The sequence below is a fragment of the Pseudomonas sp. SJZ079 genome (genome assembly GCF_007993865.1).
Lineage (GTDB): Bacteria > Pseudomonadota > Gammaproteobacteria > Pseudomonadales > Pseudomonadaceae > Aquipseudomonas.
On record NZ_VIUH01000004.1, the window covers coordinates 49,789 to 72,519 of the forward strand.

Consider the following 22,731-nt stretch of genomic DNA (forward strand, 5'->3'; position numbering starts at 1 on the left):
GAATTATTGATGCCGGCGAAATAGTTCGGGGGAACATTGTGTAGGAGCCAGCTTGCTGGCGATCCGCCAACAGGCAGCCAAGATCGCCAGCAAGCTGGCTCCTACATTGCTGGTGACGCCCCTGCGAGCAGCGGCTCGGCCGGGGAACGGTTATTACGAGACAACACACCAAGGCGGGACGACTGGCGAGTCGTCCACGCCCTGATTTATCAGCACACTGCTTCGCCGCAGTTCCTCAGGAACGCCCGACCTCGCCGCTTTCCAGCTTGCGCCACAGCAGGCGCACCGCCGCCTTGCGCACCAGGGCGCAGCGGTACAGGCGGATCTCCAGCGGCACCTGCCAGGGCTCGCCGCCACACACCACCAGCTCGCCGCGGGCCAGTTCGGCGGTCACGCTCAGGCGCGGCACCCAGGCCACGCCCATGCCTTGCAGCGCCATGCTTTTCAGGCTGTCGGCCATCGCCGTCTCGTACACCGTGCTGGAGCGCAGGGCACGCTGGCGCAGCAGCAGATTCACCGAGCGGCCGAGAAAGGCCCCTGCCGTGTAGGCCAGCAGCGGCACGCTCTGGCCGCTGTCGAGATCGAACAAGGGTTGCCCCGCGTCGTCCACCGCGCACACCGGCAGCATCGAGGTCAGGCCCAGGTGCAGCGAGGGAAAGATCTCCGGGTCCATCTGCAACGCGGCGTCCGGGTCGTAGTAGGCGAGGATCAGGTCGCAACTGCCTTCACGCAGCGAATGCACCGCTTCACCGACGTTGGTCGCCACCAGCCGGGTGGTCAGCGGCAGGCCTTCACGGCGCAGGCGGGCGATCCACTCGGGAAAGAAGCCCAGGGTCAGCGAGTGCGCCGCGGCGATCTGCAACATCTCGCCCTGCTTGCCTTCGAGATTGTGCAGGTGGCGCACCACCTCACCGAGCTGCTCGACCAGGCTGCGCGCGGTGACCAGGAACAACTGGCCGGCCTCGGTCAACTCCACCGGGGTGCGCGAGCGGTTGACCAGGGTCAGGCCGAGCATCTGCTCCAGCGCCTTGATCCGTCGACTGAAGGCCGGCTGGGTGACGAAGCGCTTCTCGGCGGCCTGGGAAAAGCTGCGGGTGGCGGCCAGGGTGACGAAGTCCTCCAGCCATTTGGTTTCCAGGTTCATCTGCTTTCCGTAATGCGGCTTGAATGGATAGTCGCCCGTAGCCCGGATGCAATCCGGGGCAGAGTGGTTGGGCATTCCCGGATTTCATCCGGGCTACACGTCCGATCAGTTTAGGACGTCACGCCGACATTATGCCGATTATGCATACCCTAGCGCTTAACAGCATTAGCCGGCATTCGGGCGCAGCCCCTATTCTAAAAGGCATCGCGGCACTCACCGCATCCCCAAGAGAAGCTAGCCATCATGTCCGCTGCTGCATTATTTCGCGTCGAAAAAGATTTGCTCGGTACTCTCGAAGTTCCCTTTGATGCCTACTACGGCATCCAGACGCTGCGCGCCGTGCACAACTTCCGCCTGTCCGGCGTGCCCTTGGCGCACTACCCGAAACTGGTGACGGCACTGGCCATGGTCAAGCAGGCGGCGGCCGACGCCAACCGCGAACTGGGCCACCTCAGCGCGGCCAAGCACGCGGCGATCAGCGAAGCCTGCGCACGCATCGTCCGTGGCGACTTCCATGAAGAGTTCGTGGTCGACATGATCCAGGGCGGCGCCGGCACCTCGACCAACATGAACGCCAACGAGGTGATCGCCAACATCGCCCTGGAGGCCATGGGTCACGCCAAGGGCGAGTACCAATACCTGCACCCGAACAACGACGTGAACATGGCGCAGTCGACCAACGACGCCTACCCGACCGCCATCCGCCTGGGCCTGCTGCTCGGCCACGACACCCTGCTATCCAGCCTCGACAGCCTGATCGGCGCCTTCGCCGCCAAGGGCGAGGAATTCGCCCACGTGCTGAAGATGGGCCGCACCCAGCTGCAGGACGCCGTGCCGATGACCCTCGGTCAAGAGTTCCGCGCCTTCGCCACCACCCTCGGCGAAGACCTGGCGCGCTTGCGCAACCTGGCTCCAGAGCTGCTCACCGAGGTCAACCTGGGCGGCACCGCGATCGGCACCGGGATCAACGCCGACCCGCGCTACCAACAGCTCGCCGTCGACCGTCTGGCCGCGATCAGCGGCCAACCGCTGGTGCCGGCCGCCGACCTGATCGAAGCGACTTCGGACATGGGCGCCTTCGTGCTGTTCTCCGGCATGCTCAAGCGCACCGCGGTCAAGCTGTCGAAGATCTGCAACGACCTGCGCCTGCTGTCCAGCGGCCCGCGCACCGGGATCAACGAGATCAACCTGCCGGCACGTCAGCCGGGCAGCTCAATCATGCCGGGCAAGGTCAACCCGGTGATCCCCGAGGCGGTCAACCAGGTCGCGTTCGAAATCATCGGCAACGACCTGGCGCTGACCATCGCCGCCGAGGGCGGCCAGTTGCAGCTCAACGTCATGGAGCCGCTGATCGCCTACAAGATCTTCGACTCGATCCGCCTGCTGCAGCGCGCCATGGACATGCTGCGCGAGCACTGCGTGGTCGGCATCACCGCCAACGAGGCGCATTGCCGCGCACTGATGGAGAACTCCATCGGCCTGATCACCGCGCTCAACCCCTACATCGGCTACGAGAACGCCACCCGCATCGCCAAGCTGGCCCTGGACAGCGGCCGCAGCGTGCTGGAGCTGGTGCGCGAAGAGAAGCTGCTGGACGACGCCGAACTGGACGACATCCTCCGCCCGGAGAACATGATCGCCCCGCGCCTGGTGCCGCTGAAAGCCTGAACCCGCATCCCCGAGCGACACCCGCACAAGGCCGTGCGGGACGCCTGCGCCTAACCAGTGCAGGCGCACAGCCGGACGGAGCCGGCAGCCAACGAGAGGCCTATAGGCCTCCAGGGCATACCAACAATGACTACACAGGGTGAACCCATGAAACAGCTCAACCTCAGCCGTCTCTCACCGCCAAGCCGCGGGCCATCCCCGAGGCGCTAGCGCTCGAAATAGTCAACCCAGTCCAGTCGACTCCGCGTTCATGCCGCAGCGCGTCAGGGTCCGTCCCCGACGCGACGCGGTTTTCTGTGTCGGCACACTCAGCCGGAAGCGACTGTACTGGGCGGGCTATCCGTGCAGCGGACCACCCGTTGTCGTCCGTCAGCGTCGCCCCATCGGGCGGCGCTGCGGCGCCATCCTCTTTCGTCCCCGACAACTACAAGAACAGGTGAGACACCATGCTGGATATTCTCAACGACCTACTCTGGAGCAAGCTGCTGATCGTCATGCTGATCGGCCTGGGCCTGTACTTCACCATCGCCTCGCGCTTCGTGCAGTTCCGCTATTTCGGCAGCATGTTCCGCATCTTCAGCGAAGCCTTTCAGCGTCAACCGGGCCAGCTCAGTTCGTTCCAGGCGCTGATGCTCAGCGTCGCCGGTCGCGTCGGCGCCGGTAACATCGCCGGCGTCTCGGTGGCCATCATGCTCGGCGGTCCGGGCGCGATCTTCTGGATGTGGGTGGTAGCCTTGGTCGGCATGGCCACCAGCTACTTCGAGTGCTCGCTGGCCCAGCTGTACAAGCGCCGCGAAGCCGACGGCACCTACCGGGGCGGCCCGGCCTTCTACATCCAGCACGGCCTCGGCCAGCGCTGGTTGGGCATCGTGGTGTCCTTGCTGCTGCTGGTGACCTTCGGCTTCGGCTTCAACGCCGTGCAGTCCTTCACCGTGGCCAGCTCGCTGCACGACACCTTCGGCCTGCCGACTTACCTCAGCGGCCTGGCCCTGGTGGTGGTGATCGGCCTGATCATCTTCGGCGGCATCAAGCGCATCGCCAAGATCGCCGACGTCCTGGTGCCGAGCATGGCCTTCTCCTACATCGCCATGGCGCTGTTCGTAATCGGCGGCAATATCGACCAGGTGCCGGATGTGCTGGCGCTGATCGTCAAGAGCGCCTTCGGCCTGGAGCCGGCCTTCGCCGGCGGCATCGGTGCGGCGATCATCATGGGCGTCAAGCGCGGCCTGTTCTCCAACGAAGCCGGCCTCGGCAGCGCACCCAACGTCGCCGCCGTGGCCCAGGTCAAGCACCCGGCCGCGCAAGGCATCGTGCAGTCGCTCAGCGTGTTCATCGACACCATGATCCTGTGCAGCTGCACGGCGCTGATCATCCTGCTCTCCGGCGTCTACCAGCCGGGCACCGAGATGGCCGGCGTGGTGCTGACCCAGACCGCCATGGCCGCCGTGGTCGGCGAGTGGGGCCGGGTGTTCGTCAGCATCGCCTTGCTGCTGTTCGTCTTCACCACGCTGATCTACAACTACTACCTGGGTGAGAACGCCCTGGGTTTCTTCACCAGCAAGCGCTGGCCGGTACAGATCTACCGCGTGCTGGTAGTCGGCCTGGTGCTGTGGGGCTCGGTGCAGGACCTGGGCACGGTGTTCGCCTTCGCCGACGTGACCATGGGCCTGCTGGCGGTCGCCAACCTGGTGGCCCTGGCAATGCTGTTCAAGGTCGGTCTGCGCCTGATGAACGACTACGACAGCCAGGTGAAAGCGGGTGTAGAGTCACCCGTCTTCGACCCGAAAGCCTTCGCCGGTCTGGACCTCGACCCAGAGGCCTGGCCAGAAGTGCTCCCCCCACTGGCGGTGCCCACCATCGCTGGCAGCGTGCCGAGCAACGTTCTGCAACAGCGCTAAGCCTCTGCCGCCCGGACTCTGCTCCGGGCGGCTTTCGTTGTGTCATAGGCGCCGCGCGGCCAGGTGGCCGGCGCGAGCCCCTGTGCTCCCTAGGAGTGATCGACCATGCGTCGTTATGCCTCTTTCTGCCTGTTACTCGGCCTGCTGTTCAGCAGCCTCGCCCACGCCGACTTGCCGCGCGATTACCAGGTCGTGCTACTGACCGAGAACTTCCCGCCGTTCAACATGGCGGTGAACAACAAGAACTTCGCCCGCGACCCGAATATCCAGGGCATCAGCGCCGACATCGTGCGCGAGATGTTCAAGCGTGCCGGCATCGACTACAGCCTGACCCTGCGTTTCCCCTGGGATCGCATCTACAAGCAGGCGATGACCACGCCCAATCACGGACTGTTCTCCACCTCGCTAAGCGAGGGACGGCGACCGCTGTTCAAGTGGGTCGGGCCGATCGCCGAGTACCAGAGCGTGCTGGTCGGCCTCAAGGACGGCGGCCCGCGACCAACCGACCTGGCGCAGGCCAAGGCCTACCGCATCGGCGCCTACCAGAGCGCCGCGGTCAGCCAGTACCTGGAGCGTCTCGGCTTCAAGCCGCAGAACGCCCTGCGCGACCAGGAGAATATCCGCAAGCTGCAACGCGGGCAGATCGACCTGTGGGCCACCTCCGACCCGGTCTGGCGTTACTACGCCAAGGAGCAGGGCGCCAGCGGCCTGGACACCGCCCTGAGCTTCGAGACCTCGCAGCTGTACCTGGCGCTGAACAAGGACACCCCGGACGAGGTGGTCGAACGCCTGCAGGCGGCGCTGCAGCAGATGCGCCGCGAGGGCTACGGCAGCTGCACGAAGAACCCGCAGCTGTGCTGAGCCGGGGCGCTAAACGCCCCAGGCCCGGCGTAGCGCCTGCAGGGCCTGCGCGATACGCGTCTCGGGCACCGCGGCGAAGCCCAGCACCAACCCGGCGCGCCGGTCTTCAGGAACTTCGCTGTCCGCCAGCCAGTAGTCGCTGAGGGCGTTGAGCTCCACCCCGACCTCGGCCGCCGAAGCGATCAACTGGCGTTCGCGCGCCAGGCTGTCCACCCGCACGCACAGGTGCAGGCCGGCCTCCACCGCCGGCAGCGGTGCGCAACCGGGTACCTGCTGCGGCCAACCGGCCAGCAGGGCATCGCGGCGGCTGCGCGCGGCGCCGCGCATGCGCCTGATATGCCGCTGGAAATGCCCGGCGGCGATAAATTCGGCCATCACCGCCTGGCTGCCGATCTCCGAATGGCGCATGTCCAGTGCGCGGCGGCGGGCGAAGGCCTCGGCCAGGCCGGCCGGCAGCAGCAGGTAGCCCAGACGCAGCGCCGGGAAGGCGATCTTGCAGAAGGTGCCGACGTAGAGCACCCGGCCCTGCCGGTCGAGGGCGGCCAGCGGCGCCAGCGGCGTGCCGCTGTAGCGGTACTCACCGTCGTAATCGTCCTCGATGATCCAGCTGTCGTGGCGCTCGGCCCAGTCCAGCAGCTCCAGGCGCCGCGCCAGCGACAGGGTGACGCCGGTGGGGTACTGGTGCGAAGGCGTGACATAGGCCAGGCGGCAGCGCCCCGCCCGTTCCAGCGCGGCCGTGTCCAGCCCCTCGCCATCCACCGCGATACCCGCCAGCTCCGCCCCGGCCACCGCGAAGGCATGCCCGGCGGCGCGGTAGCCGGGGTTCTCGATGGCCACCCGGTCACCCGGCTCGACCAGCAGCTGGGCGCACAGGCTGATGGCCTGCTGCGCGCCGCAGGTCACCAGGATCTGCGTCGGGTCGCAGTGCAGGCCGCGGCCGTTGCGCAGGTAGGCGGCGATCAGCTCGCGCAACTGCGCGTCCCCGGCCGGATCGCCATAGCCCAGGCGCGCCGCCGACGGCTTGCGCCAGAAGCGCGCCGACAGCCGCGCCCAGGTCTCGAAGGGAAACAGATCGAAGGCCGGCACGCCGACCCGAAAGGCCCGCGGCGCACCCTCCAGCGCACCGGGCAGATGGTGCTGCTGCAGGCGCTGCAGGGCCTGGCTGGGCGCGGCGACGCTGGGCGGTGCGGGCGGCGGGCGCACCACCGCGGCCAGTTCGGCGACATAGGTGCCGGCGCCGATGCGCCCCTCCACGAAGCCCTCGGCATACAGCTGGTCGAAGGCGCGGATCACGGTGTTGCGGGCGATGCCCAGCAGGCCGGCCAGGTCGCGGCTGGCCGGCAGGCGGGTGCCACTGGCCAGGCGTCCGTCGAGGATGCGCTCGCGTAGCGCCTGGTACAGCTGCCGCGCCAGGCCCCGGGCCGGATCGAGGCGAATGCCGGAGAGGTCGACGGGTAGCGGCGCTGGCAACGGCATGGATTGGCCCTATGAAAGTCGCAGTAAATGGATCTTACAACAGACCAATATCCTGCCTAGCATGGACCCATCACACCAGCCCCCATTTTGGAGAAGCCGCCATGTACCTGCCTCCATCCTTTCGCCAGGACGACCTCGCCGAACTGCATCGGCAGGTTGCCGCCTGCCGCCTGGCCACAGTCGTCAACCTGGGCCCGGACGGCCTGCAGGCCAGCCACCTGCCGCTGCTGCTGATGCCCGAGGAGGGCGAGTTCGGCACCCTCTACGGCCACTTCGCCCGGGCCAACCCGCACTGGCGGGCACTCGCCGGCGGCGAAACCCTGGTGATCTGCAATGGCCCGGACGCCTACGTCAGCCCGTCCTGGTACCCGGCCAAGGCCGAGCACGGCAAGGTGGTGCCGACCTGGAACTACATCGCCGTGCATGCCTACGGCCAGGCCGAGGTGTTCGACGACGCCGAACGTCTGCTGGCGCTGGTCAGCCGCCTCAGCGAGCGCCACGAGGCCGGCCGTGCCCAGCCCTGGGCGGTCAGCGAGGCGCCCCGCGACTACCTCGCCGGCATGCTGCGCGCCATCGTCGGTTTCGCCCTGCCGATCGAACGTCTCGAAGGCAAGTGGAAGCTCGGGCAGAACCGCAGCGCCGCCGACCAGCGCGGCGTGCATGAGGGCCTGAACGCCAGCCCCGACGCGCGCGACCGTGAGCTGGCCGCGCGCATGAGCAGCCCTAACTAACTCCACCCAAGGAAGACCCATGCGCCTCGAGATCCGCCCCGTCACCGCCGCCGACCACGCCGCCTGGCTGCCGTTGTGGCAGGGCTACCAGCGCTTCTACAAAGCCGAGATCGCCAGCGCAACCAGCGCCCTGACCTGGCGGCGCTTCCTCGACCCGGGCGAACCCATGCACGCCGCCCTGGCTTGGCAGGACGACCGCGCCGTGGGGCTGGTGCACTTCATCTACCACCGCTCCTGCTGGACCGAGGGTGACTACTGTTACCTACAGGACCTGTTCGTCGGCGAAGGCCTGCGCGGCGCCGGCATCGGCCGCCGGCTGATCGAGCACGTTTACCAGGCCGCCCAGACTGCTGGTGCCTCGCGAGTGCACTGGCTGACCCACGAGAGCAACGTCGATGCCATGCAGCTGTACCAGCGCGTCGCCGAGCGCTCCGGCTTTCTCCAATATCGCAAGAACCTCTGACAGGAGCAGCGCCATGACCCACACCGACCTGGCTGACTGGCAACCCCGCCCCCTGCCGCAACGTGAGCCACTGGCTGGCCGCTATGTGCGCCTGCAACCGCTGGACCTCGCCGCTCACGGCGACGAGCTGTGGCGGGCGCTGCAAGGCCCGGACTGCGACCCACTGCTGTGGGATTATCTGCCCTATGGCCCCTTCCCCGAGCGCACGGCCTTCGATGCCTGGCTGGCGGCCAACGCGGCCAGCAGCGACCCGCTGTTCTTCGCCGTACTCGACCTGGCCAGCCAGCGCGCCGTCGGCCTGCTGAGCTTTTTGCGCATGACGCCCAAGGACGGCTGCATCGAGATCGGCCATATCGCCTTCGGCCGCGCCATGCAGCGTTCGCCAGGCTCCACCGAGGCGGTCTACCTGCTGGCCGAGCTGGCCATGGGCACGCTCGGCTACCGCCGCCTGGAGTGGAAGTGCAACGCCCTCAACGCCCGCTCCATGCGCGCCGCCGAGCGCCTGGGCTTCGTCTACGAAGGCACCTTCCGCCAGCATATGGTGATCAAGGGGCGCAACCGCGACAGCGCCTGGTTCTCCATCCTCGACCGCGAGTGGCCGGCCTGCCACGCCGCCTTCCAGCGCTGGCTGGCGCCCGCCAACTTCGATGACCAGGGACGGCAGAAACGCCGCCTGGAGGAACTGCGCGACTGAGTTGCCGGCACACCGCCCGGCCCTCCAGGTTGAATCGGGCAGCGGCCTACTCGACCTCGAACAAGCCGTCGCGCACCTGGCCGCCGCTGAGGCGCTGGCGAATGTCGGCGTCGATGCGCGGGTCGTCCGGGCCATAGAGCATCACCTGGCGATAGGCACTGACCCGGTTGATCTCCGACCCCAGGTAGTCCCAGACCACCCGGGTGCAGGCCGGGGTGCGCCGATCGCCGCTGGACACCCCGGTCTTCAGGCCATTGAGGCGGGTGATGCGACTCTTGAAGCTGGGAATCAAAATGGTCTGGCTCACCTCATTGGCGGTCAGCGACTCGTAGTCGATCAGGAACACCCGGTCCTGCAGGTAGAACGCCGCGCCCAGATAGCGGCAACGCACCCAGTCGTCGGCCTCGCCGCTGTCGGCGCGCGAGCGCTCCTGGCGTTCCTGGCGCTCGAACAGGTAGGTGCCGCGCTCCTCGCGCAGCTGCACCAGCGACAGCAGGATGTTGCCGGGCACCGACATGCAGTTGGCGTACTCGAAGTAGTAGCCGCAGTAGCGCGACAGACTGCTGCAATGCTCGCGCAGTGGCTGCAGCAGCTCGAGCAGCGGATCGGCCGCCGCCGGTCGCTCCTGACCACTGCGGCGTACGCCGATCAGCCGGGCGAACTGCTCCGCCGGCAGGCCCAGCTCATAGTCCTCGATGCCGAAGAAATCGCAGATGCGCTTGAGGTTGTAAGCCGTCGGCCGGCTCTGCCCGCTGAGGTACTTGTTGAACTGCGCGCGATTGATCGCCAGCTGCCGGCAAACCTCGGCAATAGAGCGGTAGTGGCTGCACAGCAGCTTGAGATTGAGACCCTGATGGTTCGACATGACGCCTGCCTAGGTGATGCTAGCGGCGCAAATATAGCATCAACTCGCGCCACATCGCCGCCATCCGCGAAATTGCCTGAAACACCCAGTTACTCAACCATGCACAGGCTGCCCGCTGCGTGGCATTCCCGAATAACTACAAGAGAGGCATCTCCTCATGCTGGACCTCCTCAACGACCTACTCTGGAGCAAGCTGCTGATCGTCATGCTGATCGGCCTGGGCCTGTACTTCACCATCGCCTCGCGCTTCGTGCAGTTCCGCTATTTCGGCAGCATGTTCCGCATCTTCAGCGAAGCCTTTCAGCGTCAACCGGGCCAGCTCAGTTCGTTCCAGGCGCTGATGCTCAGCGTCGCCGGTCGCGTCGGCGCCGGTAACATCGCCGGCGTCTCGGTGGCCATCATGCTCGGCGGTCCGGGCGCGATCTTCTGGATGTGGGTGGTAGCCCTGGTCGGCATGGCCACCAGCTACTTCGAGTGCTCGCTGGCCCAGCTGTACAAGCGCCGCGAAGCCGACGGCACCTACCGCGGCGGCCCGGCCTTCTACATCCAGCACGGCCTCGGCCAGCGCTGGTTGGGCATCGTGGTGTCCTTGCTGCTGCTGGTGACCTTCGGCTTCGGCTTCAACGCCGTGCAGTCCTTCACCGTGGCCAGTTCGCTGCACGACACCTTCGGCCTGCCCACCCATATCAGCGGCCTGGCCCTGGTGGTGGTGATCGGCCTGATCATCTTCGGCGGCATCAAGCGCATCGCCAAGATCGCCGACGTCCTGGTGCCGAGCATGGCCTTCTCCTACATCGCCATGGCGCTGTTCGTGATCGGCGGCAATATCGACCAGGTGCCGGAGGTGCTGGCGCTGATCGTCAAGAGCGCCTTCGGCCTGGAGCCGGCCTTCGCCGGCGGCATCGGCGCGGCGATCATCATGGGCGTCAAGCGCGGCCTGTTCTCCAACGAAGCCGGCCTCGGCAGCGCACCCAACGTCGCCGCCGTGGCCCAGGTCAAGCACCCCGCCGCACAAGGCATCGTGCAGTCGCTCAGCGTATTTATCGACACCATGATCCTGTGCAGCTGCACCGCGCTGATCATCCTGCTCTCCGGCGTCTACCAGCCGGGCACCGAGATGGCCGGCGTAGTGCTGACCCAGACCGCCATGGCCGCCGTAGTCGGCGAGTGGGGCCGGGTGTTCGTCAGCATCGCCTTGCTGCTGTTCGTCTTCACCACGCTGATCTACAACTACTACCTGGGTGAGAACGCCCTGGGCTTCTTCACCAGCAAGCGCTGGCCGGTACAGGTCTACCGGGTGCTGGTAGTCGGCCTGGTGCTGTGGGGCTCGGTGCAGGACCTGGGCACGGTGTTCGCCTTCGCCGACGTGACCATGGGCCTGCTCGCAGTCGCCAACCTGGTGGCCCTGGCGCTGCTGTTCAAGGTCGGTCTGCGCCTGATGAACGACTACGACAGCCAGGTGAAAGCGGGTGTAGAGTCACCCGTCTTCGACCCGAAAGCCTTCGCCGATCTGGACCTCGACCCAGAGGCCTGGCCGGCCAACCCGCCGGTCCCGCAGCCAAGCGCTCAGGCCGAAGCCAGCAACTACCTGCACCAACGCTAAACAGCGTTGCGGCATGACAAAACAGGGGGCGTGCCCCCTGTTTTGCTATCTGCATAAGGAGCCACGCCATGTCCTCCCCAACCAAACTGCTAGTGCTCTACACCGGCGGCACCATCGGCATGCAGATGAGCGCCGACGGCCTGGCACCGGCCTCCGGCTTCGAGGCCCGGGTGCGCGCCCAGCAGGCCCTGGAGCAGGGTCGCCAACTGCCCGAGTGGAGCTTCCGCGAACTGCTGCCGCCGATCGACAGCGCCAATATGAGCCAGGCCAACTGGCTGGCGATGGTCGCGGCGATCCGCGCCGGTGTCGAGCAGGACGGCTGCGACGCGGTGCTGGTCCTGCACGGTACCGACACCCTGGCCTACAGCGCCGCGGCGCTGAGCTTCCTGTTGCTGGGGCTGCCGGTGCCCGTGCTGCTGACCGGCTCGATGTTGCCGGCCGGCACCAAGGGCAGCGACGCCTGGGACAACCTGTTCGGCGCCATGCAGGCCCTGCAGCAGGGCGTGGCCGCCGGCGTGCAGCTGTATTTCAATGGCCAGCTGCTGCATGGCGCGCGGGTCAGCAAGCTGCGCAGCGATGCCTTCGACGCCTTCAGCGTGCTGCCGCGCCAGCGCCACAGCGAACGGGCCGAGAGCCTCCCCGCCCGCCTCGGTTACCGGCAGCCGCGCCATCCGGTGAACCTCGCCGTGCTGCCGTTCTACCCCGGCCTCCAGGCCGCGCACCTCAGCGCCCTGCTGGCCAGCGGCGTGCAGGGGCTGCTGCTGGAGTGCTATGGCAGCGGCACCGGCCCGGCCGGCGATGCCGAGCTGCTCGCCGCGCTCCAGGCCGCGCATGCGCGCGGTGTGGTGCTGGCGGCGATCAGCCAGTGTCCGCACGGCCATGTCGAGTTCGGCGTGTACGCCGCCGGTAGCCGGCTGGCCGGCGCCGGGTTGGTGTCCGCCGGCGGCATGACCCGCGAGGCGGCCCTGGGCAAGCTGTTCGCCCTGCTCGGCGCCGGCTTGAGCCAAGCCGAGGTGGAACACTGGTTCGCCCTCGACCTGTGCGGCGAACGCGCCGACTGAGGCCAGCCGCCCAGGCCGCCGCAAGCCCGCCGCGCGATGCCGTCGCGAGGCTTGCGACCTCGGCCTAACCGTCGCAGGATGACAGCTTGCGCATACAGGAGACCGCGCCATGCCCGTTCGTATTCCCGTCGAGATCCGCCCCGTCAGCGCCGACGACCATGCCGCCTGGCTGCCGCTGTGGCAGGGCTATCAACGTTTCTATATGACCGAGATACCCGCCGCCACCAGCGACATCACCTGGCAGCGCTTTCTCGACCCCGGCGAACCGATGCATGCCGCCCTCGCCTGGCACGACGGTCAGGCCGTTGGCCTGGTCCACTGGGTGTTTCATCGCTCCTGCTGGACAGTCGGCGACTACTGCTACCTGCAAGACCTGTTCATCCGCAAGCAGGCGCGCAGCAGTGGTGTCGGCGGCCAGCTGATCGACTTCGTCTACGCCCGCGCGCGCGAGGCCGAGTGCGACCGGGTGCACTGGCTGACCCACGAGAGCAACAGCAGCGCCATGCTGCTCTACGAACGCGTCGCCGAACGCTCGGGTTTCGTGCAGTACCGCAAGCGCCTGACCTGAGCCGCGCCAGCCACGCTCGAGCGACGAGGAACCCAGATGGCGAGCGAGCCATAGCGCGGTAATAATCGCTGCTCGCCCGGTTTAGAACACCGACCAACCGATGCGCTGACTGAGCAGTTCCAGGGCCGCCATGCCGGCCAGGGAGTTGCCGGCGGCATTCAGCTCCGGCGACCAGACGCAGACGGTGAAGCGCCCCGGCACCACCGCGACGATGCCGCCGCCGACCCCGCTCTTGCCCGGCAAGCCGACCCGGTAGGCGAAGTTGCCGGCCTCGTCGTACAGGCCGCTGGTGGCCATGATGGCGTTGACTTGCTTGGTCTGCCGCGCGCTGAGAATCTGCTCGCCGCTGTGCTTGCAGAAACCTTCGTTGGCCAGAAAACAGAAGGCGCGGGCCAGATCGACGCAGCTCATGCGCAACGCGCAGTGGCTGAAATAGCTGCGCAGCACCGCCTCGACGTCGTTATGGAAATTGCCGAAGGCCTGCATCAGGTAGGCCGCGGCCGCGTTGCGCGCACGGTGCTGGTATTCCGACTCGGCAACCCGACTGTCGCTGACCAGCTCCGGGTTGCCGGCCAGGCGCCGGGCGAAATCGCGCATCGACAACGGCGGCGCGGCGAAGCGCGACTGGTTGATGTCACAGATCACCAGGGCACCGGCGTTGATAAAGGGATTGCGCGGCCGGCCGCGCTCGAACTCCAGCTGCACCAGGGAATTGAACGGCTGCCCGGACGGCTCATAACCGACCCGTTGCCAGATCGCCTCGCCGGAATGGCCGATGGCCTGGACCAGGCTGAAGACCTTGGAAATGCTCTGGATCGAGAAGGCCCGCTGCGCATCGCCGGCCACGTGCAGCTCGCCGCTGTTGCCGTAGACCGCGATGCCCAGCTGGCGCGGTTCGACAGTGGCCAGGGCGGGAATGTAGTCGGCCACCTTGCCCTGGCCGAGCAATGGACGGACCTCATCGAGAATTTCGTTCAACAGCGCTTGCATGCGGGGCCTCGCGGCAACACCTGGACGGCGCCCAGGCTACCGTTGCTAGACGCCAGGCATGCAGCACTGATCACACTAAAAGTGCCGGCGCACCCGGTAGCGCCGTACTCAGAATTTTTCCGGGCGCAACACCTCGACCTGCGCCAGGTAGCAGACCATCGCGTAGTTGGCGTAGTAGCGCTGCTGCAGATGGCTGGTCAGGCGCTCGGCCAGTTCAGGCGCGCAGATGACCTCCACGCGAATGTTGCTCTCGGTTTCCCAGCCGGCGCTGCGCACCCCATGCGCGCCACGCCCGCGCGCGTCGGAGATGGTCCAGCCAGGCGCGCCGAGCTGTTCCAGGTCGGCCACCAGCTTCTTCTCCAGCGCCGCTTCACAGATCACGGTGAGCAGGGTACGGGTATGCGCGGTCATCTCAGAGTCCCCAGGCGATCAGTTGTTCGGCCAGCGCCAGATACAGCGGAATGCCGAGCAGAATGTTGAAGGGAAAGGTGATCCCCAGCGAGGCGGTCAAGGATAGCGAAGGATTGGCCTGCGGCAACGCCAGGCGCAGGGCCGCCGGCACCGCGATATAGGACGCACTGGCCGCCAGGGTGGCGAGCATCGCGGTGCCGCCCAGCGACAGGTCCATCAGGCGCGCCAGGGCGGCGCCAATCAGCGCGCCGAGCAGTGGCATGAGCAGGGCGAAACCGGCCAGACGCAGACCGAACTGCTTCAGCGCACCGAGCTGACCCGAGGCGATCAGGCCCATCTCCAGCAGGAAGAACGCCAGCACCGGCTTGAACATGCTGGTGTACAGCGGTTCCAGCGGCTTGATCGAGTCCTTGCCGGCCACCGCGCCGATGATCAGGCCGCCGAGCAGCAGCATGATGCTCTTGCCGAGGAAGATCTCCCGGCCCAGCTCGCGCCAGTCGGTATCGCGGGCCAGGCCCTTGGCCAGGAGGATGCCGACCAGAATCGCCGGGATCTCCAGAATCGCCACGAACAGCGGCATGTAGCTCTCGAAGTGGATGCCGCGCGCCAGCAGAAAGGCCACGGCCACGGCAAAGGTACCGGCGCTGACCGAACCATAGTGGGCCGCCACCGCCGCGGCGTTGACCCGATCGAAGCCCAGTGCCCGCAGGATGCCGAAGGCCACCACCGGCAAGGCCACGCCCAAGCCCAGGACCAACGCGGCCTGGCCCAACAACCGCGCACTGGCCTGCTCCGCCAGCTCCACCCCGCCGTGCAGACCGATGGCCAGCAACAACAGAATCGACAGGGTTTCATAGAGTGCCGGCGGCAGCTTCAGCTCGCTTTTCAGCAAGCCCGCACTCAGGCCGAAGACGAAAAACAGTACAACCGGATCGATGCCCATTACCGCCTCCCGTAGATGCCATGGCCTGACGTTCAGTTAAAAAAAGGGAGCCTTGCGGCCCCCCCAGAGGTAAACAGTTGCAGATGGCGGCACGCGCCTCGCTTGCGCCGCAGTTGCGCTTATTCGATCTCGATCAGCACTTCGTCCGGATTGACCCGGTCGCCCTTGGCCACGTGCACCGCCTTGACCGTACCGGCGATGGGCGCCTGCACCTCGGTCTCCATCTTCATCGCCTCGCTGATCAGCACCGCCTGGCCAGCCTTGACCGCATCGCCTTCCTTGACCAGCACCTCGACGATGTTGCCCGGCATGCTGGTGCTGACGTCACCCGGCGCGCTGGCGGCCTTGCGCTTGCCGCTGGCACCGGCGACGAAGTCGTTGAGCGGCTCGAATACCACCTCTTCCGGCATGCCATCGATGGACAGGTAGAAATGCCGCTTGCCGTCGCCCTTGACGCCGACGCCGGTGATATCGACCCGGTAGCTCTCGCCGTGCACATCGACCACGAACTCGGTCGGCACGCCTTCGCCACCGGCCGCGGCCACGCCACCGGCTTCGGGGATCGGCAGCAGCACCTCGGGGGTCAGGCTGCCGGCGGCACGCTCCTCGAGAAACTTGCGGCCGATGTCCGGAAACATGGCGTAGGTCAGTACGTCTTCCTCGGACTTGGCCAGGGCGCCGATCTCGCCGCGCAGCTTGGCCATCTCCGGCTTGAGCAGGTCGGCCGGGCGCACGTCGATCACCTCTTCGCTGCCGATCGCCTGCTTGCGCAGCTGCTCGTTGATCTTGCCCGGCGCCAGGCCATAACGGCCCTGCAGGTAGAGCTTCACCTCGTTGGTGATGGTCTTGTAGCGCTCGCCGGCCAGCACGTTGAACACCGCCTGGGTGCCGACGATCTGCGAGGTCGGGGTCACCAGCGGCGGGAAGCCGAGGTCCTCGCGCACCCGTGGGATCTCCGCGAACACTTCGTTGATGCGATCGAGCGCACCCTGCTCTTTCAACTGGTTGGCCAGGTTGGACATCATCCCGCCCGGCACCTGATTGACCTGCACGCGGGTATCCACCGCGGTGAATTCGCTCTCGAACTGGTGGTACTTCTTGCGCACGGCATGGAAGTACATGCCGATCTCCTGGATCAGCTCCAGGTCCAGACCGGTGTCGTATTCGCTGCCGCGCAGCGCCGCGACCATCGACTCGGTACCCGGGTGGCTGGTGCCCCAGGCCATGCTGGAGATGGCGGTATCGATATGGTCGGCGCCGGCCTCGATCGCCTTGAGCTGGCACATCGAGCCCATGCCGGCGGTGTCGTGGCTGTGGATGAACACCGGCAGGTCGACCTCGGCCTTCAGCGCCTTGACCAGCTCGGCGGTGGCGTAAGGCGTGAGCAGGCCGGCCATGTCCTTGATCGCCATGGAGTCGACGCCCATGGCCTGCATGGCCTTGGCCTGCTCGACGTAGGCCGCGACCGTATGCACCGGGCTGACGGTGTAGCTCAGGGTGCCCTGGGCATGCTTGCCGGCGGCCTTCACCGCCTCGATCGACACGCGCAGGTTACGCACGTCGTTCATCGCGTCGAAGATGCGGAACACGTCGATGCCGTTGACCGCCGCCTTGGCCACGAAGGCGCGCACCACATCGTCGCTGTAGTGGCGGTAGCCGAGCAGGTTCTGTCCACGTAACAGCATCTGCAGGCGGGTGTTGGGCAGCGCCGCCTTGAGCTGGCGCAGGCGCTCCCAGGGGTCTTCCTTGAGGAAACGCACGCAGGCGTCGAAGGTGGCGCCGCCCCAGACTTCCAGCGACCAGTAGCCGACCTGGTCGAGCTTGTCGCAGATCGGCAGCATGTCTTCGGTGCGCATGCGCGTGGCCAGCAGCGACTGGTGGGCGTCGCGCAGGATGGTGTCGGTGACGGTTATTTTTTTGACAACAGGGGTCTTAGACATTTCTCAAATCCTCACAGGCCAGCGTGGGCAGCAATGGCGGTGGCGATGGCGATGGCCAGGTGCGACGGGTTGCGCTTGATCGAGTACTCGGTCAGTTCCGGATGGCTCTCGACGAAGCTGGTGTTGAACTGACCGCTGCGGAACTCCGGGTTGCGCAGGATTTCCTGGTAATAGGCGGCGGTGGTCTTGACCCCCTGCACGCGCATGTCATCCAGGGCGCGCAGGCCGCGGTCCATCGCCTCTTCCCAGGTCAGCGCCCAGACGATCAGTTTCAGGCACATCGAATCGTAGTAAGGCGGAATGGTGTAGCCGGTGTAGATCGCCGTGTCGGTGCGCACGCCGGGACCGCCGGGGGCGTAGTAGCGGGTGATCTTGCCGAAACTGGGCAGGAAGTTGTTTTTCGGGTCTTCGGCGTTGATGCGGAACTGCAGGGCGAAGCCGCGGTGGATGATGTCTTCCTGCTTGACCGACAGCGGCAAACCGCTGGCGATGCGGATCTGCTCGCGGACGATGTCCAGGCCGGTGATTTCCTCGGTGATGGTGTGCTCCACCTGCACCCGGGTGTTCATCTCCATGAAGTACACCTCGCCCTCGGCGAGCAGGAACTCCACGGTGCCGGCGTTCTCGTAGCCCACCGCCTGCGCCGCGCGCACCGCCAGGTCGCCGATATAGGCGCGCTGCTCGGGGGTCAGTTGCGGGCTGGGGGCGATCTCGATGAGCTTCTGGTTGCGTCGCTGAATCGAGCAGTCGCGCTCGAACAGGTGCACCACGTTGCCGAAACTGTCGCCGAGAATCTGCGCCTCGATGTGCTTGGGATTGATGATGCACTTCTCCAGGAACACCTCGGCCGAGCCGAAGGCCTTGGTCGCCTCGGAAATCACCCGTGGGTAGGCCTGCTCCAGCTCCTCGCGGCTGTTGCAGCGGCGGATACCGCGACCGCCGCCGCCGGAGGTGGCCTTGAGCATCACCGGGTAGCCGATGCGTTCGCCCTCGCGCAGCGCCTCGGCGAGGTCGGCGACGTTGCCTTCGGTACCCGGGGTGACCGGTACGCCGGCCTTGATCATGCTGCGTCGGGCCTCGGTCTTGTCGCCCATGCGGCGGATCACTTCGGCGCTCGGGCCGATGAACTTGATCCCGCGTTCGGCGCAGATTTCCGCCAGCTCGGCGTTCTCCGAGAGGAAGCCGTAGCCCGGATGGAGGGCGTCGCAGCCGGTCTCCACCGCCAGATTGACCAGCTTGCGCGGGTTCAGGTAGCCGGCCAGCGGGTCGGCACCGATGCCGTGGGCCTCGTCGGCACGCTTGACGTGCAGCGCCATGCGGTCGGCGTCGGAGTAGACGGCCACCGAGCGGATGCCCATCTCGGCGCAGGCGCGCACGATGCGCACGGCAATCTCACCGCGGTTGGCTATCAGGATTTTCTTGATCACGAGTTTTTCCTCGGTCAGCCTCTGATGAAACGGCAGCAGACGAACGAGCAAGCCGTTCGGCGAAGGATCGCTGGCGTGCAGCAATCGCCCGATTACCCTACGCCGCGCAGCGAATTACCAAAAATTAATATTTATTTGATTAGCTATAATTAAAAACTAATACTCACGCCTCTACGCCCGTTTCCAGGCATCTGCACAGACCGCCAAACGCGGCCTCCCCACTCGCAATCGACGAGACCCATAATGCGTAAGTCCTTGATGCGCATGACATTGCGCCAGCTCCAGGTATTTCGCTCGGTGTGCGAGCAGCGCTCCTACAGCCGCGCCGCCGAGGAGATGTCGCTGACCCAGCCGGCCGTCAGCCTGCAGATTCGGCAACTGGAAGAACTGGTCGGCCAACCGCTGTTCGACTACGTCGGCAAGAAGCTCTACCTGACCGACGCCGCCGAGGCTCTGCAACGCGCCGGCGCGGATATCTTCGGCCGCCTGGAAAGCCTCGACATGCAATTGGCCGACCTGCAGGGCTCGCTGCAGGGGCAGCTGAGCCTGGCCGTGGAGTCCAGCGCGCAGTACTTCATGCCCCACCTGTTCGCCGCGTTTCGCCACGAATACCCGGAAGTCAGCCTGCAGCTGGTGGTGGTCAATCACGCCCAGGCGATCAAGCGCCTGAGCGCCAACCGCGACGACCTGCTGATCATGTCGCAGGTGCCGGCGGACATGGCCCTGGAGTTTCTGCCCTTCCTCAACAACCCGATCGTCGCCGTGGCGCCGCAGACGCACCCGCTGTGCGCCCGCGCGCCACTGAGCTTGCAGGACCTGACCGGCTGGCCGCTGCTGGTACGCGAGGCGGGTTCGGGCACACGCAAGGCCTGCGAGGAGTATTGCCACCAGAAGCGCGCGCACTTCGCCCAGACCCTGGAGGTGGGCTCACTGGAGGGGCAGCGCGAAGGAGTGCTGGCCGGCCTCGGCCTGGCCCTGCTGCCGCGTCACGCGGTGCGCCGCGAACTGCAGGAGGGTGTACTGCGCGAGCTGCCGGTCAGCGAGCTGCCGCTGCTGCGCAGCTGGTGCGTGGTGCATCCGCGCGGCAAGCACCTGTCACCGGTGGCGCAGGCGTTTTTCAACTTCGTGCGCAACCAGCGCAGCCAGATCAACGCGCTGGCTGAGCGCTTTGCCGGGTCACTGCCTGAGTCGTCGCCAGGTAATTAGCGGCAATCAACTCGGGATAGTCGGCCAACTCCTGCTGCAACAGCCGCTGTTCGGCGTAGGACTCGATCGCCCGGCGGTACGCCATACGCCGCTGGTCGCGCAACTTGCGTCGCTCTTTCGCATCACTGTCGGCGTGCGCGTGCACTTTATCCGAGTAACCAGCCATCACGTGTCTCCCAAGGCGAATAACGGGAGTCACAGGATCGACCGTCAGCATGACGCTTTGACGGCAATGCGATGAAGCTGTGGTTACCTCAGGCCGTCGTCAGCACGGGCGGCGCTAGCGCGAGAACTACTGATCGTCGGCGATTCTGATCGACTTGGGCGACAGGCGCAGGCTGCGCAAGCTGCGCTTGACGCTCTTCAGGTGGTTGACCAGCGACGGCCCGCGGGCCATGGCCACGCCCATGGCGAGCACGTCGATCACCACCAGGTGGGCGATGCGCGAGGTCAGCGGGGTGTAGATCTCGGTGTCCTCCTGCACGTCGATGGCCAGGTTGACCGTGGCCAGATCGGCCAGTGGCGTCTGGCTCGGGCACAGGGTGATCAGCGTGGCGCCGGTTTCCCGCACCAGGTTGGCGGTGATCAGCAGGTCCTTGGAACGACCAGACTGGGAGATGCAGATCGCCACATCGGTCGGCTTCAGGGTCACCGCACTCATCGCCTGCATGTGCGGGTCGGAATAGGCCGCGGCGGTCAGCAGCAGGCGGAAGAATTTGTGCTGGGCATCCGCCGCCACCGCCCCGGAGGCGCCGAAACCGTAGAACTCCACGCGCTGGGCCTGGGCGCAGGCGGAGATGGCCTGCTGCAGCGCCTGGGGATCGAGGTGCTCGCGCACCTCGATCAGGGTGTGCAGGGTGGTGTCGAAGATCTTCAGGCTGAAATCGGCGACCGAGTCATTCTCATGGATCGCGAACTGACCGAAGCTGGCGCCGGCAGCCAGGCTTTGCGCCAGCTTGAGCTTCAAGTCCTGAAAGCCGCCACAGCCAATGGCGCGGCAGAAGCGCACGATGGTCGGCTCGCTGATGCCCACGTTATGGGCCAACTCGGCCATCGAACTGTGCATCACCGCAGCCGGGTCGAGTAGCACATGGTCGGCCACCTTGAGTTCCGACTTACGTAACAGGTGACGCGACTGGGCTATGTGTTGCAACAAATTCACAAGAAATAGGCTCTGCTGGAGGCATCGAATCCGGCGAGCGACCCTCGACCGAGTCACGACTCGGTTATGATCGGCGCAGGCCGGGTTGTAGTGATCTTGTAGTTATACTACATGGCCGCTACCCCCGCACAGGTAAACCGAGTCGGAGTTGCTGAGTTGAGTATTCCCTGCGACATGCTGGTGTTTGGCGGCACCGGCGATCTAGCCCTGCATAAACTGTTGCCCGCGCTCTATCACCTGCACCGCGACGGGCGCCTGCACCCCGACATGCGCATCCTCGCCCTGGCGCGCAGCAAGCACAGCCGCGCAGCCTTCCAGGTGCTCGCCGAGCGCCACTGCCGCGCCCAAGTCGCGCGCGCCGACTTCGACAGCGAGACCTGGCAAGGCTTCGCCGCGCGCCTCGATTACTTCGCCATGGATGCCGGTCACAGCGCCGACTTCGGCCGCCTGAGCAAACACCTGGGCCACGTCGACGAACGCGTGCGCCTGTACTACCTGGCGACCGCGCCCGACCTGTTCGAGGACATCGCCTCGCACCTGAAGATCAGCGGCCTGGCCGGGCCCAAGGCGCGCATCGTGCTGGAGAAACCCATCGGCCACTCCCTCGCATCGGCGCAGGCGATCAATGCGGCGATCGGCGCGGTGTTCGACGAGACGCGGGTGTTCCGCATCGATCACTACCTGGGCAAGGAAACCGTACAGAACCTGATGGCGCTGCGCTTCGCCAACGCCCTGTTCGAACCTATATGGCGCGCCGGGCATATCGACCATATCCAGATCAGCGTCTGCGAGACCCTAGGGGTGGAGAACCGCGGCGCCTACTACGATCACGCCGGGGCGATGCGCGACATGGTGCAGAACCACCTGCTGCAGCTATTGTGTTTGGTGGCCATGGAGGCGCCGGTACGCTTCGATGCCGAAGCGGTGCGCAACGAAAAGGTGAAGATTCTCGAAGCCCTGAAGCCCATCACCGGCCTCGACGTGCGCGACAAGACCGTACGCGGCCAGTACGCCGCCGGCAAGATCGGCGGGCAGGACGTGCCGGCGTATTACTTCGAGAAAAATGTCGACAACGACAGCGATACCGAGACTTTCGTCGCCATTCAGGCGGAAATAGACAACTGGCGCTGGGCCGGCGTGCCGTTTTACCTGCGCACCGGCAAACGCCTGGCGAAGAAGTCCTCGGAAATCCTCATCCAGTTCAAGCCGGTGCCGCATCGACTGTTCGGCGACAGCGAGGCCAACCGCCTGCTGATCCGCCTGCAGCCGGAAGAGCGCATCAGCCTGCAACTGATGGCCAAGAATCCCGGTAAGGGCATGCGCCTGGAGCCGGTGGAGCTGGATCTCAACCTGGCCGACGCCTTCAATAAACAGCGCCGCTGGGACGCCTACGAGCGCCTGCTGCTGGATGTCATCGAAGGCGACTCGACGCTGTTCATGCGCCGCGATGAAGTCGAGGCCGCCTGGCAATGGATCGATCCGATCATCCAGGGCTGGCATCAGCACTACCAGAGCCCGCGCCCCTACCCGGCCGGCAGCAACGGCCCGGAGCAGCTGCAACGTCTGCTCGAACGACATGGCCGGCAGTGGATGGAGTAGTCGCTGGCCCGCTGCAAGTCC

At 66.2% G+C, this 22,731-nt stretch carries 21 protein-coding genes; 11 read left to right on the forward strand and 10 right to left on the reverse strand.

Annotation, left to right across the window (positions count from 1 at the left end; all coding sequences use genetic code 11):
- Positions 1-235: 235 nt before the first annotated feature.
- Positions 236-1,144 (reverse strand): LysR substrate-binding domain-containing protein, encoded by a 909-nt coding sequence (locus FBY03_RS05745; protein WP_147171239.1) that lies wholly within the window; start codon positions 1,142-1,144, stop codon positions 236-238.
- A 243-nt stretch (positions 1,145-1,387) separates the two neighbouring features.
- On the opposite strand from FBY03_RS05745, the gene FBY03_RS05750 reads away from it, so the two are divergent.
- From FBY03_RS05750 to FBY03_RS05760, 3 genes are all read left to right on the forward strand, one after another.
- Positions 1,388-2,812, forward strand: coding sequence for an aspartate ammonia-lyase (locus FBY03_RS05750; protein ID WP_147171240.1), 1,425 nt, complete (start codon positions 1,388-1,390; stop codon positions 2,810-2,812).
- A 446-nt stretch (positions 2,813-3,258) separates the two neighbouring features.
- On the forward strand, positions 3,259-4,710 hold the full coding sequence (locus tag FBY03_RS05755; RefSeq protein WP_147171241.1) for a sodium:alanine symporter family protein: 1,452 nt from the start codon (positions 3,259-3,261) through the stop codon (positions 4,708-4,710).
- A 105-nt stretch (positions 4,711-4,815) separates the two neighbouring features.
- Positions 4,816-5,571: an ABC transporter substrate-binding protein gene (locus FBY03_RS05760; RefSeq protein WP_147171242.1), complete on the forward strand. Its 756-nt coding sequence runs from the start codon at positions 4,816-4,818 to the stop codon at positions 5,569-5,571.
- A gap of 9 nt (positions 5,572-5,580) precedes the next feature.
- On the opposite strand, the gene FBY03_RS05765 is transcribed toward FBY03_RS05760, so the two are convergent.
- Positions 5,581-7,047 carry a PLP-dependent aminotransferase family protein gene (locus FBY03_RS05765; protein WP_147171243.1) on the reverse strand — a complete coding sequence of 489 codons (1,467 nt, stop codon included), beginning with the start codon at positions 7,045-7,047 and terminating at the stop codon, positions 5,581-5,583.
- A gap of 101 nt (positions 7,048-7,148) precedes the next feature.
- Here FBY03_RS05765 and FBY03_RS05770 point away from each other — a divergent pair, with 101 nt between their 5' ends.
- Genes FBY03_RS05770 through FBY03_RS05780 form a run of 3 tightly spaced genes read left to right on the forward strand, consistent with a single transcriptional unit; the run spans position 7,149 to position 8,935 of the window.
- On the forward strand, positions 7,149-7,778 hold the full coding sequence (locus tag FBY03_RS05770) for an FMN-binding negative transcriptional regulator (protein WP_147171244.1): 630 nt from the start codon (positions 7,149-7,151) through the stop codon (positions 7,776-7,778).
- A 19-nt stretch (positions 7,779-7,797) separates the two neighbouring features.
- Positions 7,798-8,241, forward strand: a complete 444-nt coding sequence (locus FBY03_RS05775) for a GNAT family N-acetyltransferase (RefSeq protein WP_147171245.1) — start codon at positions 7,798-7,800, stop codon at positions 8,239-8,241.
- A gap of 13 nt (positions 8,242-8,254) precedes the next feature.
- On the forward strand, positions 8,255-8,935 hold the full coding sequence (locus FBY03_RS05780; protein ID WP_147171246.1) for a GNAT family N-acetyltransferase: 681 nt from the start codon (positions 8,255-8,257) through the stop codon (positions 8,933-8,935).
- Between the two features lie 46 nt (positions 8,936-8,981).
- Here FBY03_RS05780 and FBY03_RS05785 read toward each other — a convergent pair whose 3' ends face one another.
- The gene (locus tag FBY03_RS05785) at positions 8,982-9,800 is read right to left on the reverse strand and encodes a helix-turn-helix transcriptional regulator (RefSeq protein WP_147171247.1); all 819 of its coding nucleotides are present in this window, start codon (positions 9,798-9,800) and stop codon (positions 8,982-8,984) included.
- Between the two features lie 157 nt (positions 9,801-9,957).
- On the opposite strand from FBY03_RS05785, the gene FBY03_RS05790 reads away from it, so the two are divergent.
- The 3 genes from FBY03_RS05790 to FBY03_RS05800 all read left to right on the forward strand — a co-directional run bounded on the left by FBY03_RS05790 (position 9,958) and on the right by FBY03_RS05800 (position 13,032).
- Positions 9,958-11,403 carry a sodium:alanine symporter family protein gene (locus FBY03_RS05790; RefSeq protein WP_147171248.1) on the forward strand — a complete coding sequence of 482 codons (1,446 nt, stop codon included), beginning with the start codon at positions 9,958-9,960 and terminating at the stop codon, positions 11,401-11,403.
- A 68-nt stretch (positions 11,404-11,471) separates the two neighbouring features.
- Positions 11,472-12,464, forward strand: coding sequence for an asparaginase (locus FBY03_RS05795; protein ID WP_147171249.1), 993 nt, complete (start codon positions 11,472-11,474; stop codon positions 12,462-12,464).
- A gap of 109 nt (positions 12,465-12,573) precedes the next feature.
- Positions 12,574-13,032, forward strand: coding sequence for a GNAT family N-acetyltransferase (locus tag FBY03_RS05800; protein ID WP_256677873.1), 459 nt, complete (start codon positions 12,574-12,576; stop codon positions 13,030-13,032).
- Between the two features lie 81 nt (positions 13,033-13,113).
- On the opposite strand, the gene glsB is transcribed toward FBY03_RS05800, so the two are convergent.
- From glsB to FBY03_RS05825, 5 genes are all read right to left on the reverse strand, one after another.
- Positions 13,114-14,022, reverse strand: a complete 909-nt coding sequence (gene glsB, locus FBY03_RS05805; protein ID WP_147171250.1) for a glutaminase B — start codon at positions 14,020-14,022, stop codon at positions 13,114-13,116.
- A 108-nt stretch (positions 14,023-14,130) separates the two neighbouring features.
- Positions 14,131-14,433, reverse strand: coding sequence for a DUF3240 family protein (locus FBY03_RS05810; RefSeq protein WP_147171251.1), 303 nt, complete (start codon positions 14,431-14,433; stop codon positions 14,131-14,133).
- 1 nt (position 14,434) lies between these two features.
- Complete coding sequence (locus FBY03_RS05815; RefSeq protein WP_147171252.1) at positions 14,435-15,376, reverse strand: sodium-dependent bicarbonate transport family permease; 942 nt, start codon at positions 15,374-15,376, stop codon at positions 14,435-14,437.
- A 119-nt stretch (positions 15,377-15,495) separates the two neighbouring features.
- Positions 15,496-17,316, reverse strand: a complete 1,821-nt coding sequence (oadA, locus tag FBY03_RS05820) for a sodium-extruding oxaloacetate decarboxylase subunit alpha (RefSeq protein ID WP_147171253.1) — start codon at positions 17,314-17,316, stop codon at positions 15,496-15,498.
- 11 nt (positions 17,317-17,327) lie between these two features.
- Entirely contained in the window at positions 17,328-18,743 is a 1,416-nt protein-coding gene (locus tag FBY03_RS05825) for an acetyl-CoA carboxylase biotin carboxylase subunit (RefSeq protein WP_147171254.1), read from the reverse strand.
- A gap of 243 nt (positions 18,744-18,986) precedes the next feature.
- Here FBY03_RS05825 and FBY03_RS05830 point away from each other — a divergent pair, with 243 nt between their 5' ends.
- On the forward strand, positions 18,987-19,949 hold the full coding sequence (locus tag FBY03_RS05830; RefSeq protein ID WP_147171255.1) for a LysR family transcriptional regulator: 963 nt from the start codon (positions 18,987-18,989) through the stop codon (positions 19,947-19,949).
- Here FBY03_RS05830 and FBY03_RS05835 read toward each other — a convergent pair.
- Both FBY03_RS05835 and hexR read right to left on the reverse strand, forming a co-directional pair.
- Positions 19,891-20,115: a PA3496 family putative envelope integrity protein gene (locus tag FBY03_RS05835; RefSeq protein ID WP_147171256.1), complete on the reverse strand. Its 225-nt coding sequence runs from the start codon at positions 20,113-20,115 to the stop codon at positions 19,891-19,893. The genes FBY03_RS05830 and FBY03_RS05835 overlap by 59 nt on opposite strands.
- Before the next feature lie 126 nt (positions 20,116-20,241).
- Positions 20,242-21,111, reverse strand: a complete 870-nt coding sequence (gene hexR / locus FBY03_RS05840) for a transcriptional regulator HexR (protein ID WP_147171257.1) — start codon at positions 21,109-21,111, stop codon at positions 20,242-20,244.
- A 111-nt stretch (positions 21,112-21,222) separates the two neighbouring features.
- Here hexR and zwf point away from each other — a divergent pair, with 111 nt between their 5' ends.
- Entirely contained in the window at positions 21,223-22,710 is a 1,488-nt protein-coding gene (gene zwf, locus FBY03_RS05845; protein WP_178090573.1) for a glucose-6-phosphate dehydrogenase, read from the forward strand.
- Positions 22,711-22,731: the final 21 nt, after the last annotated feature.

Excerpts from the sequence above, each read along its gene's own strand:
- FBY03_RS05800 (WP_256677873.1), top strand. The coding sequence starts at position 12,574 with ATGCCCGTTCGTATTCCCGTCGAGATCCGCCCCGTCAGCGCCGACGAC.
- FBY03_RS05815 (WP_147171252.1), bottom strand. The coding sequence starts at position 15,376 with ATGGGCATCGATCCGGTTGTACTGTTTTTCGTCTTCGGCCTGAGTGCG.
- FBY03_RS05835 (WP_147171256.1), bottom strand. The coding sequence starts at position 20,115 with ATGGCTGGTTACTCGGATAAAGTGCACGCGCACGCCGACAGTGATGCG.
- FBY03_RS05760 (WP_147171242.1), top strand. The coding sequence starts at position 4,816 with ATGCGTCGTTATGCCTCTTTCTGCCTGTTACTCGGCCTGCTGTTCAGC.
- FBY03_RS05830 (WP_147171255.1), top strand. The coding sequence starts at position 18,987 with ATGCGTAAGTCCTTGATGCGCATGACATTGCGCCAGCTCCAGGTATTT.
- FBY03_RS05785 (WP_147171247.1), bottom strand. The coding sequence starts at position 9,800 with ATGTCGAACCATCAGGGTCTCAATCTCAAGCTGCTGTGCAGCCACTAC.
- FBY03_RS05780 (WP_147171246.1), top strand. The coding sequence starts at position 8,255 with ATGACCCACACCGACCTGGCTGACTGGCAACCCCGCCCCCTGCCGCAA.
- FBY03_RS05755 (WP_147171241.1), top strand. The coding sequence starts at position 3,259 with ATGCTGGATATTCTCAACGACCTACTCTGGAGCAAGCTGCTGATCGTC.
- FBY03_RS05750 (WP_147171240.1), top strand. The coding sequence starts at position 1,388 with ATGTCCGCTGCTGCATTATTTCGCGTCGAAAAAGATTTGCTCGGTACT.
- FBY03_RS05765 (WP_147171243.1), bottom strand. The coding sequence starts at position 7,047 with ATGCCGTTGCCAGCGCCGCTACCCGTCGACCTCTCCGGCATTCGCCTC.
- FBY03_RS05770 (WP_147171244.1), top strand. The coding sequence starts at position 7,149 with ATGTACCTGCCTCCATCCTTTCGCCAGGACGACCTCGCCGAACTGCAT.
- FBY03_RS05775 (WP_147171245.1), top strand. The coding sequence starts at position 7,798 with ATGCGCCTCGAGATCCGCCCCGTCACCGCCGCCGACCACGCCGCCTGG.
- FBY03_RS05790 (WP_147171248.1), top strand. The coding sequence starts at position 9,958 with ATGCTGGACCTCCTCAACGACCTACTCTGGAGCAAGCTGCTGATCGTC.
- oadA (WP_147171253.1), bottom strand. The coding sequence starts at position 17,316 with ATGTCTAAGACCCCTGTTGTCAAAAAAATAACCGTCACCGACACCATC.
- FBY03_RS05745 (WP_147171239.1), bottom strand. The coding sequence starts at position 1,144 with ATGAACCTGGAAACCAAATGGCTGGAGGACTTCGTCACCCTGGCCGCC.
- zwf (WP_178090573.1), top strand. The coding sequence starts at position 21,223 with ATGGCCGCTACCCCCGCACAGGTAAACCGAGTCGGAGTTGCTGAGTTG.
- glsB (WP_147171250.1), bottom strand. The coding sequence starts at position 14,022 with ATGCAAGCGCTGTTGAACGAAATTCTCGATGAGGTCCGTCCATTGCTC.
- FBY03_RS05810 (WP_147171251.1), bottom strand. The coding sequence starts at position 14,433 with ATGACCGCGCATACCCGTACCCTGCTCACCGTGATCTGTGAAGCGGCG.
- FBY03_RS05795 (WP_147171249.1), top strand. The coding sequence starts at position 11,472 with ATGTCCTCCCCAACCAAACTGCTAGTGCTCTACACCGGCGGCACCATC.